Origin of the sequence: Asticcacaulis biprosthecium C19, assembly GCF_000204015.1 — a bacterium.
GTDB lineage: Bacteria > Pseudomonadota > Alphaproteobacteria > Caulobacterales > Caulobacteraceae > Asticcacaulis > Asticcacaulis biprosthecius.
The window spans coordinates 114,292-122,485 of record NZ_GL883078.1 but is presented as its reverse complement, the minus strand read 5'-3'; the positions used below and the strand labels follow the sequence as shown (position 1 = coordinate 122,485).

The 8,194-nt window shown below is 59.8% G+C and carries 10 protein-coding genes; 7 read left to right on the top strand and 3 right to left on the bottom strand.

Going from position 1 to position 8,194, the window contains the following annotated elements:
• Positions 1 to 759 precede the first annotated feature (759 nt).
• The 3 genes from ABI_RS26455 (at position 760) to ABI_RS11210 (ending at position 3,061) form a co-directional block, all read left to right on the top strand.
• Complete coding sequence (locus tag ABI_RS26455) at positions 760 to 885, top strand: hypothetical protein (protein ID WP_280959739.1); 126 nt, start codon at positions 760 to 762, stop codon at positions 883 to 885.
• 181 nt (positions 886 to 1,066) lie between these two features.
• Complete coding sequence (locus tag ABI_RS11215) at positions 1,067 to 1,897, top strand: hypothetical protein (RefSeq protein WP_006273088.1); 831 nt, start codon at positions 1,067 to 1,069, stop codon at positions 1,895 to 1,897.
• Positions 1,898 to 2,068: 171 nt separating this feature from the next.
• On the top strand, positions 2,069 to 3,061 hold the full coding sequence (locus ABI_RS11210; RefSeq protein ID WP_006273086.1) for a glycoside hydrolase family 43 protein: 993 nt from the start codon (positions 2,069 to 2,071) through the stop codon (positions 3,059 to 3,061).
• A gap of 168 nt (positions 3,062 to 3,229) precedes the next feature.
• Here the strand turns inward: ABI_RS11210 and ABI_RS11205 are convergent, their stop codons facing one another.
• The 3 genes from ABI_RS11205 to ABI_RS23675 all read right to left on the bottom strand — a co-directional run bounded on the left by ABI_RS11205 (position 3,230) and on the right by ABI_RS23675 (position 5,489).
• The gene (locus ABI_RS11205) at positions 3,230 to 4,456 is read right to left on the bottom strand and encodes a pyridoxal phosphate-dependent aminotransferase (RefSeq protein WP_006273085.1); all 1,227 of its coding nucleotides are present in this window, start codon (positions 4,454 to 4,456) and stop codon (positions 3,230 to 3,232) included.
• 141 nt (positions 4,457 to 4,597) lie between these two features.
• Positions 4,598 to 4,948: a hypothetical protein gene (locus ABI_RS23680; RefSeq protein WP_211211159.1), complete on the bottom strand. Its 351-nt coding sequence runs from the start codon at positions 4,946 to 4,948 to the stop codon at positions 4,598 to 4,600.
• A 238-nt stretch (positions 4,949 to 5,186) separates the two neighbouring features.
• Positions 5,187 to 5,489, bottom strand: a complete 303-nt coding sequence (locus ABI_RS23675; RefSeq protein ID WP_006273083.1) for a hypothetical protein — start codon at positions 5,487 to 5,489, stop codon at positions 5,187 to 5,189.
• A 194-nt stretch (positions 5,490 to 5,683) separates the two neighbouring features.
• Between ABI_RS23675 and ada the strand changes: the two genes are divergently transcribed.
• Genes ada through alkB form a run of 4 tightly spaced genes read left to right on the top strand, consistent with a single transcriptional unit; the run spans position 5,684 to position 8,117 of the window.
• Entirely contained in the window at positions 5,684 to 6,742 is a 1,059-nt protein-coding gene (gene ada / locus ABI_RS11195) for a bifunctional DNA-binding transcriptional regulator/O6-methylguanine-DNA methyltransferase Ada (RefSeq protein WP_006273082.1), read from the top strand.
• Positions 6,739 to 6,930 carry a hypothetical protein gene (locus ABI_RS25670; protein ID WP_006273081.1) on the top strand — a complete coding sequence of 64 codons (192 nt, stop codon included), beginning with the start codon at positions 6,739 to 6,741 and terminating at the stop codon, positions 6,928 to 6,930. The genes ada and ABI_RS25670 overlap by 4 nt, the downstream gene beginning before the upstream one ends.
• A gap of 28 nt (positions 6,931 to 6,958) precedes the next feature.
• Positions 6,959 to 7,504 (top strand): 2OG-Fe(II) oxygenase, encoded by a 546-nt coding sequence (locus tag ABI_RS11190; RefSeq protein WP_309545680.1) that lies wholly within the window; start codon positions 6,959 to 6,961, stop codon positions 7,502 to 7,504.
• Entirely contained in the window at positions 7,494 to 8,117 is a 624-nt protein-coding gene (gene alkB, locus ABI_RS11185) for a DNA oxidative demethylase AlkB (RefSeq protein WP_040309161.1), read from the top strand. Before ABI_RS11190 ends, alkB begins: the two co-directional genes overlap by 11 nt.
• Positions 8,118 to 8,194: the final 77 nt, after the last annotated feature.

The following is an 8,194-nucleotide window of genomic DNA, read 5'->3' as shown; positions in this document are numbered from 1 at the left end:
TAATACCTCACGCATACCCGCCAGACACCGTGGCGATGTGCCGCCAAAATGCGCTGGAAACAATGAGAACGCCGTCACCATAGTTGCGATAAGGAGTTTCACGTCTAACACCCATTTTTAATTTTAGCTTTTGCAGTCTTTACCTTGCGAATTTCGGTGACTTAGCGCATTTTGAAGGCGCTATAACAATCCCACATAGTAATGACGCCCGTTGGGATAAAAAAGCTTAAAACAGCTACGGTTTTGAGGGTTCCGTCTAAAGGAAGCGCGAACGAAGCGCATGTAAATCCCATGAAAACTGTCCTGGGGAATTTAACTATGCCGTAACTATTCAGAATCTTTTTTGTACTCGGACTGTTAGTGCGCCAATCATATATCATCATGCTGAGCGGAATAGTCCTGTCTAAGGCAACCCAAAGGACGAACGATAGTACTATAAATAAATAAGGCGACATCATTCACCACACACCATTGATTTTCCACCTTCACCCACGACCGTAGCGCTCACATCACCAAGAAACTTGTGTCCCTTAGAAAGGCTCTTGTAAGCCTTGCCAACAGCACCACCCGTCAGCAGTCCCGGAATCTGCGCTGCGGCTTTATCCCCCCCCTACCTGCAACCATATATGCCACAATAGAACCCGCGGCGGCAAATTGGGATGTCCCGTGCGGAGTTTCGGTGACATGGCGTAATTGATTTATCCCTCCTACGTATCGGTCGCGGCCGTTTAGGCCGGCACATATCGAGGAGGAAGGATCATGACTGAAGTCTATCCTGGTTTGGATATTTCCGACAAGACAACGCACCTCGCCGTGTCCGCACCAGGCTTAAACCGCTTGTTTGCGGACCGAACGCTCTTGGACAATGAAAACCAATGGCCCTGAGGTTGATGCTCCGTTTCCGCGTCGACGACGAATTGAAAATAATCACTGGTGAGAAACTGACCAGTGTCGGCCTCATCATCTAAGATGCCGTTCACTCCTGGTGGAGCTTCACAATGCCCCAGTGGCAGTTTACATTAAGTCATCCGAGCTCCAAGCGGGCGTTCAAACTGGAAAATGTCGGGTGAATTCGAACGGACGCAATCCAGCGCGACGAAACCGCAAAATTGGCACCAAGGGCCATGGTTCTAAAAGGCGCAAGTTCTTTGGCATTCCGAACTCGGACGTCGATCCACGCCGCTTTTATGAAAAGCTGATAGCTGCCGTCGAATTGGAATATGTCCTGAATTCCCACAGGTTTACGGTAGTGGTCGAGCCCACGGCGCCTGGATGGAAGTACTACCTCTCCGTCCACGATGTGGTCGAGTTGTTGAAGTTGATACCTGAGGCGGATCGAAAAGGCCTTTCGGTTATCGCCTTCCGCCAGCCTAAGCGAAAAGAGCGCATCTTCAGCCCCGTGTGGGGCCGCATGGCCTACTGGGCTGAATTTGGACGCCATTCCGGGACGAGCGTGGTGATCGAGGCTCAGCCTCTCGATTATAGCTATCGCCTCAAAAAAGACGTCGGTCCGGGATTTGCAAAGGAACTTGATGCCTTGCGCAGAGACGGCCATCGCATCGAAACGACTTCCAGGTACATCGAGATTTCATGCCCGCCCGAAGCCATACGGGCTACGCAACTCTTTCGGACCTTGCCTCATGAGATCGGTCATCACCTCGACTATTGTCAGAAGGTGGAGGACCGGTATGACCGCGATGAAGGAGAACTGAGAGATCTGACCTCGCTTTATTTCGCTCGCCCCCAGCGGGAACGTGAGGCTTTTGCCGACAGATACGCAGACGAGGTCATGGGCGTCTTCCGTCGTCAGAACATCGTTCCCTTTCCACCACTACCTAACCGCGGCGAGGAGAAACTTAACGCAGACTGGTTCTACTTCGATACGGCTTCAATATAGCTGTGCTGCGCCTATGGTCGGCGGCCTGGGCCTTGTCGCCTGACGCCGCCATCCAACCGGCGCGGTAGCATTTCGACGGAAATGACAACGTCGGTGTTCATCGTTTGACGGATATAGTCAGACAATATAGAAAATCCTTGTAATATCGAGAGAAAAACAAGGGAGAGCGGAATGTATCGCTATGTGGCGTGTCTGGCGATGAGCGCGGTTTTGATGTCGTCGGCCGCGATGGCGCAGGCGCCTGTACCGGGTACCAATCCGCTTTTTACCGATGTTTTCACGGCAGATCCGGCGGCTTTGGTCGTCGACGACAAGGTCTATCTCTATGTCGGCCATGACGAGGCCCGCGGCACGGAGATGTTCACCATGAAGGATTGGCTGGTCTATTCCAGCTCCGACATGAAGACCTGGACCGGTCACGGCCCCATCATGAAGGCCACCGATTTCAAATGGGCCAAGCGCGACGCCTGGGCTTCGCAGGTGATCGAAAAGGACGGCCGGTTCTATTTCTACGCCACCGTCGCTCACGATGACTCCCATCCAGGCATGGCCATCGGCGTGGCGGTCTCCGATAGCCCGACCGGGCCTTTCACCGACGCGCGCGGTTCGGCGCTGATCACCAACGAGATGACCAAGGTCACGACGCATAGCTGGGACGACATCGACCCGACGGTGTTCACGGATGATGACGGTACGACCTGGCTGATGTGGGGCAATGGCATGGCTTATTATGCCAAGCTGAAGCCCAATATGACGGAGCTGGACGGGCCGATCTATATGATCGACCTGCCGGATTACGAGGAGGGGCCGTGGCTGCACAAGCGGGAGGGGATCTACTACCTGACCTATGCATCGCGCGACCGGATCAGCAAGGGCGATGAGACCATTTCCTATGCCACGGCGCCGTCGGTGCGCGGGCCGTGGACGCGTCGCGGGGAATTGACGGGCTCAGGGAAGAACAGCTTCACCATTCACCCGGCGATCATCCAGTTCAAGGGGAACTGGTACTTTTTCTACCATGATGCCGGCCTGACCATCGGCGACCAGACAGGCGCGATCGGCCGGCGTGCCGTGCGGGTCGAGCACCTGTATTACAATCCCGACGGCACGATAATGCCCATCGTCCAGACGGACGCCGGGGTGTCAGTGGATCCCGCGCCCTGAGGTCAGGCCGCCTGTTTGGTGCGGACTCCTCGTTTGGACAGGCTATCAAGAGGACCCCTCCGTCTCGACGCGTTTCGCCCCATAAGGGGGCTCACTTGCTCGCCATGGCACGGGCCACCCCGCTCCCCATCGAAGATAGGGAGGAGAAGGAAGTAAGAGGGCCGGTGGTCAGGCCGCCTGTTTGGTGCGGTAGTCTTCGAGGAAGCGGGCCAGGCGGCCGATGGCTTCGCGCAGGTCGGAGTCGTGCGGCAGGAACACAATCCGGAAGTGATCCGGCGACGGCCAGTTGAAGCCCGTGCCCTGGACCAGCATCACCCGCGTGGCTTCGAGAAGCTCCAGGAAGAACAGGCGGTCGTCCTTGATCGGATAGACCGCGGGATCGAGGCGCGGGAACATGTACAAGGCCGCCTGGGGCTTGACGCAGGTTACGCCCGGGATGGCCGTGATCAGGTCGTAGGCCAGGTCGCGTTGTTGCCGCAGGCGGCCGCCTTCGCGGACCAGGTCGTTGATGCTTTGATAGCCGCCCAGCGCCGTCTGGATGGCCCATTGGCCCGGCACATTGGCGCACAGCTTCATATTGGCCAGCATGTCGAGGCCTTCGATATAGTCCCGCGCCGAGGCCTTGTCGCCTGAGACCACCATCCAGCCGGCGCGGTAGCCGCAGGCACGGTAGCTTTTCGACAGCGAGTTGAAGGTGAGGGTGACGACGTCGGTCGACAGGCTGGCCAGGGCTGTGTGTTTGACGTCGTCATACAGGACCTTGTCGTAGACCTCATCGGAGAACAGCACCAGATTGTGCTCACGGGCGATATTGATCAGTTCATGCAGGATGTGGTCGGGGTAGACGACGCCAGTCGGGTTGTTGGGATTGATGACCACGATGCCCTTGGTGCGCGGGGTGATCTTGGCGCGCAGGTCGTTGAGGTCGGGGATCCAGCCCTGGCTTTCGTCGCAGAGATAGTGGACGGGCTTGCCGCCCGACAGGCTGGCCACTGCCGTCCACAGGGGGTAGTCCGGCGCCGGCAGCAGCAGTTCGTCGCCGTCGTCCAGCAGGGCGTTGGTCGCCATGGCGATCAGGTCCGAGGCGCCGTTGCCCAAATAGATATCGTCCAGGGTGACGCCGCGCACGCCCTGAGACTGGGTATAGTGCATGATGGCCTTGCGCGCCGCGAAGATGCCCTTGCTGTCGGAATAGCCGGCAGAATTGGGCAGGTTGCGGATCATGTCCAGCTGGACTTCTTCCGGCGCGTCGAAACCGAAGGCGGCCAGGTTGCCGATGTTCAGCTTGATCAGTTTGTGGCCTTCGTCCTCCATCTGACGGGCGCGCTCCATGATGGGGCCGCGGATGTCGTACAGGACGTTGGCGAGCTTGGTCGATTTGCTGATGGGTTTCATGCGGGAGGCGATGACGGATGCGGGCGGCAAAGTCAATTGGAGGGGCCCGTTTTGGGGCGTTCGACGGTAAGGAAGATACCCCTCCGCCGGCTTCGCCTGCACCTCCCCACTTCGTGGAGAGGAGAAGAAAGGCTTGGTTCGTTAGTTGGTTTGTGGCCATTGCACGGCGTGATCGGGAGCTATGCGCGCTTCGAAGGAAAGATCGTTCAGGTCCGCTATGCACCGGGGCGAGGACGGGTCGGTGCCGGCGAAGGGTTGTGGCATTCGGTAGAGGCACCCACCGCTTGCGAACAGCACATCGCCGTTGTGATCTGCATCGGCCCAGTCGACACGGCCCAGATCGATGCAGCGTTCGCCGCCAAGGTCGGTCACCCGGCCGGTCTGCATGTATTTTCTCATGCGTCGTTCATGGAGACCATGCAGGCTGATCTGGATGCGGCCATTCGCGATCGGCTTTTCAACGACCATCGGCGGGTCGACGATCCAGGCCAAAGGTCCTTTGTTGTTGTAGTCTGAAAACTGGCCGGGAGCTGTGGTCGCCCAGCCATCGCGTTCCGTACGCATGGTGTAGATGGGATCATCTTCTCCCCAGCCAGGATCGTCTCCCAGGGGAGCGGTGCGGAAGGCGTCGGGCAGGGTGAAGTCCTTGGCCAGGTCGGATTCCGGGCCGGGGCGGTGGTTCAGTCGCAGGCTGTTATGCGTGTCGAAGAGGCCGCCGCCGCCCCAACCGTCACCTTTTTTCCCAAAGGGCCAGGGCCTTCAGATAGGGGGGACGTGAAATGGCCGTCCACGTGCCCGGCCTGCCGTGGTGTTTGGCGGCAAAGTAGCAGAGCAATTCGCCGTCCGGGCTGAGGTCGCACCGTCGCTCGTATATCCGTCCTTTGAACCATTGGCCGGCCGTGAGGGTGTCGCTTTCGAGGTCCCAGGTGAGGAGGAGAACCGTCCGGCTGGGGCCTCGGCGAAAAACCACCGCTTTGCGGGTCTGCCGCGCGATGATCGCGAAGAGCCGCGCCGTCGTGTCTGCCGTGACCATGTATCGTCTGCCCCCACTAGATGTAGCTATGAATAGTGCTGGGCGCTGCCCTTGTCATGGCATTTCGAGCTCCCGATGCGCGCGTTTCAGAGATTGTGGACACGACTTAATTTGACAGCAAGGGCCGGAGCGCGCAGGTTTACAACGTCGCCTATTGTGCCGTCAGCGAGATGGCATAGATGTAGGAGAGACCCATGAACGCCGTGCCCACTGTCAGTACCGATCCGCGCTATGACGCCGTCGTTCGCCGCGATGCTGCGTTCGACGGGCAGTTCTGGTTTTCCGTCGCCACCACCGGCGTCTATTGCCGGCCGTCCTGCGCGGCCCGCACGCCCAAGCCGCAGAATGTCGGGTTTCATCTGAGTTGCGATGCCGCCGAGGCGGCAGGCTTCCGGGCGTGCAAGCGCTGCCATCCGCGCGGCGAGTCGCCCAGGGCCAGGATGGCCGGCGTGATGGCCGAGGTCTGCCGGTTTATTGAAACGGCGGAGACGGAACCCGGTCTGGAGGCGTTGGCGGCGCGGGCCGGGTTGAGCGCTTACCATTTTCACCGTCAGTTCAAGGCGATTACGGGTGTCACGCCCAAGGCCTATGCCACAGCCCATCGTGCCCGAAAGGTGCGCGAGGGGTTGACGGGCGGCGAGACGGTGACCAACGCGCTTTATGATGCCGGATTTGGCTCGAACGGGCGGTTTTACGAAACGTCAAACGCCATATTGGGCATGACGCCGAAGCAATTCAAGGCCGGTGGCAAGGATGCCGATATTCGGTTTGCCATCGGCCAGAGCCGGTTGGGTGCTGTGTTGGTGGCCGAGAGCGTCAAGGGGATCGTGGCGATCTCGCTGGGGGATGATGCCGAGGCCCTGGTGCGGGAACTGCAGGATCGGTTTCCTCAGGCGCGGTTGACCGGCGATGATCCGAAGTTCGACGCCCGGGTGGCTCAGGTCATTGGTATGGTTGAAGCGCCGGGCAAGGGGCTGGACCTGCCGCTGGATATTCGCGGGACGGCCTTTCAGCAAAGGGTGTGGCAGGCCTTGCGCGCCATCCCGGCCGGCAAGACCTTGAGCTATGCCGAGTTGGCGCAGGCGATTGGCTCGCCGGCGGCTGTGCGGGCGGTAGCTGGGGCGTGTGCGGCCAATACCCTGGCGATCGCGGTGCCGTGTCATCGCATCGTACGGACGGATGGAAGTCTGTCTGGCTATCGCTGGGGCGTCGAGCGCAAGCGCGATCTGCTCGACAGGGAGAAGGTGGCATGAGCGAGCATCCCGCCTATGGCTTGGTCGATGACGCGGTTGAGGCGGCCGATCCACCTCAGGCGGCGCGCGAACGCCGGGCTTTGATAGACTGGACTTTTTTTGGCTGGGGAGTTGGACCGGTTCGGCTGTGCGGTGTTGCCGGGTCTGGTCCGTCACGAGACGTGCCGGGATTTGGTGGCGTTGTATGAGGGTGGGCGGTTCCGCAGTCACATCCATATGGCGCGGCACGGTTTTGGTCAGGGCGAGTACAAGTATTTTGCCTATCCGCTGCCCGATGTCGTGAGCCGTCTGAGGGAGGCTTTGTACCCGCCCTTGGCGACGATCGCCAACCGTTGGAACGAGCGTATGGACGTCGGTGTGCGCTATCCCGAAAGGCATGGTGACTACCTGGCGCAGTGTCATGCGGCCGGGCAGGCGCGGCCGACACCTCTGTTGTTGAAGTATGAGGCCGGCGATTACAACTGCCTGCATCAGGATCTGTATGGCGAGATGGTGTTCCCCTTGCAGGTGGCGGTCTTGTTGTCCCAGCCGGAGGAGGAGTTTACCGGCGGGGAGTTTGTCCTGACCGAACAGCGACCGCGGATGCAGTCGCGGCCGCAGGTGGTCCCGTTGCAAAAGGGCGATGCCGTTGTGTTTGCCGTCCACAACCGGCCGGTTCAGGGTTCGCGCGGCGATTATCGCGTCAATATGCGGCATGGCGTTAGCCGTCTGCGCAGCGGGCGGCGCTACGCCATGGGTGTGATCTTTCACGATGCAGGATGATTTGTTTGGTGTGGCGTATCCGCCGGGATTGGCGGTGTTGCGTGGGTTTGCCTTGGCACAGGCGGGGGAGTTGCTGGAGATGATCGGGCAGGTGTCGGCTGTGGCGCCGTTCCGCAATATGGTGACGCCGGGCGGGCACGCCATGTCGGCCGCCATGACCAATGTCGGGTTGGGGTGGGTCACCGATCGCAAGGGGTATCGTTATACGGCGGAGGATCCGCAGACGGGGGTGACGTGGCCGGACTTGCCGGAAGCCCTGGTGGGGTTGGGCGAGCGGGCAGCGGAAGCGAGTGGGTTTACCGGGTTCCGGCCGGATGGTTGTCTGATCAATCGCTATAGTGTCGGTGCGAAGATGGGGCTGCACCAGGATATCAACGAAGGCGATATGACGGCGCCGATCGTGTCGGTGTCGTTAGGGCTGCCGGCAGTGTTTTTGTTTGGCGGATTGAACCGGGGTGATTCGACGATGAAAATCGTCGTCGAGCATGGTGATGTCGTTGTGTGGGGCGGGCCGGCGAGGTTGTATTACCACGGAGTCATGCCGGTGAAGGTTGGCCAGCATCCGTTGACAGGTGGCGTGCGGTATAATCTGACGCTTAGGAAGGCGGTTTAGGTTAGCCCCTCAGGCTCGCCGCCCCGCGCCGATCGCGTTCACTTCGTTCCGCTCTCGTCCTCTCCCCGCGGGCGGGC